The organism is Allobosea vaviloviae (genome assembly GCF_001298265.1).
Classification (GTDB): domain Bacteria; phylum Pseudomonadota; class Alphaproteobacteria; order Rhizobiales; family Beijerinckiaceae; genus Allobosea; species Allobosea vaviloviae_B.
The window spans coordinates 1-1,328 of the sequence record NZ_LGSZ01000030.1 but is presented as its reverse complement, the minus strand read 5'-3'; the positions used below and the strand labels follow the sequence as shown (position 1 = coordinate 1,328).

The window sequence follows — 1,328 nt, the reverse complement described above, 5'->3', positions numbered from 1 at the left end:
ACGACCCGGACGATCGAGCTGTTCCACCGGGGTCAGCGCATCGCCGCACACCAGCGTCGTCATGGCGGGCGCCGGCATGGCACAGATCCCGATCACATGCCCAGCGCGCATCGGCGCTACGCCGAGTGGACGCCGGAGCGCTTCCGGCGCTGGGGCGCCTCGATCGGCCCCAACACCGAGGGGCTTGTCATCGTCATCCTGGCCAACCGGCCTCATCCCGAGCAGGGCTTCCGCACCTGCCTGGGCATCCTGCGCCTGTTCAAGGATATCGCGCCCGAACGCGCCGAGATCGTCGCCGCCCGCGCCGTCGCCATCGGCGCGCTCACCTACAAGAGCATCAGCGCGATCATCGCCAAAAGGACCGATCGCAAAACGCCGGCGGATGACGTCGTCATCGACCACCCCAATCTCCGCGGCCCCGGCTACTTCCATTGAAGGAACGACCATCATGCTGATCCATCCCACCCTCGATCTGCTCACCAGTCTCGGGCTCCACGGCATGGCCAAGGGCTTCCGCGATCTCGATGCCCAGCCCGAGGCCAGCCGTCTCGAACATGCCGAATGGCTCGGGCTGTTGCTCGAACAGGAGAAGACGCAGCGCCAGCAGAAGCGCTTCGAAAGCCGCGCCCGCGCCGCCAGATTACGTCATGCCGCCAGCGTCGAGGACGTCGATTACCGCGCCGTCCGCGGGCTCGACCGCGCGCTCTTCCTCAAGCTCGCCGCCGGCGACTGGATCCGCTCACGGCACAATCTCCTGATCACCGGCCCCTGCGGCGTCGGCAAGAGCTGGCTCTCCTGCGCACTGGGCCACAAGGCTTGCCGGGAAGACTTCTCCGTCGCCTATCACCGCGTGCCGCGTCTCCTGGCAGCCCTGGCGCTGGCGCGTGGCGATGGACGCTACGCTCGCATGCTGCGCGCCATCGCGCGTCTCGATCTGCTCATCCTCGACGACTGGGGACCCGAGCCGCTCGATGCCGAGCAGCGCCGCGACCTCCTCGAAATCGTCGAGGATCGATACGAGGCGCGATCGATCATCGTGACCAGCCAACTGCCCGTCGATCGCTGGTATGAGCTCATCGGCAATCCCACCATCGCCGACGCTATCCTCGACCGGCTCGTTCACAACGCCTACCGCATCGACCTCAAGGGCGAGAGCCTGCGAAAGACCAAGCAAAGCTCGATTGTTCAGCCGGCAGCTTGACCTCGGCCAAACCGCAAAACATCATCCCGTAGACCCATGCGAATGACGCCAAGGGTGGCCGGCTTCAAATCGGAATACCCGGCCGGCTTGAGATTGGAATGCATGGCCGGCTTCGTCGGTATCCGCA

Annotated in this window: 1 protein-coding gene and 1 pseudogene; both read left to right on the top strand. The window is 65.7% G+C overall.

Annotated features, from left to right (window positions below; genetic code table 11):
- A pseudogene (locus AE618_RS08800) lies at window positions 1-435 on the top strand (IS21 family transposase); the annotation flags it as partial.
- Window positions 436-448: 13 nt separating this feature from the next.
- Window positions 449-1,201 (top strand): IS21-like element helper ATPase IstB, encoded by a 753-nt coding sequence (istB, locus tag AE618_RS08795; protein WP_054208697.1) that lies wholly within the window; start codon window positions 449-451, stop codon window positions 1,199-1,201.
- Window positions 1,202-1,328: the final 127 nt, after the last annotated feature.

Excerpts from the sequence above, each read along its gene's own strand:
- istB (WP_054208697.1), top strand. The coding sequence starts at position 449 with ATGCTGATCCATCCCACCCTCGATCTGCTCACCAGTCTCGGGCTCCAC.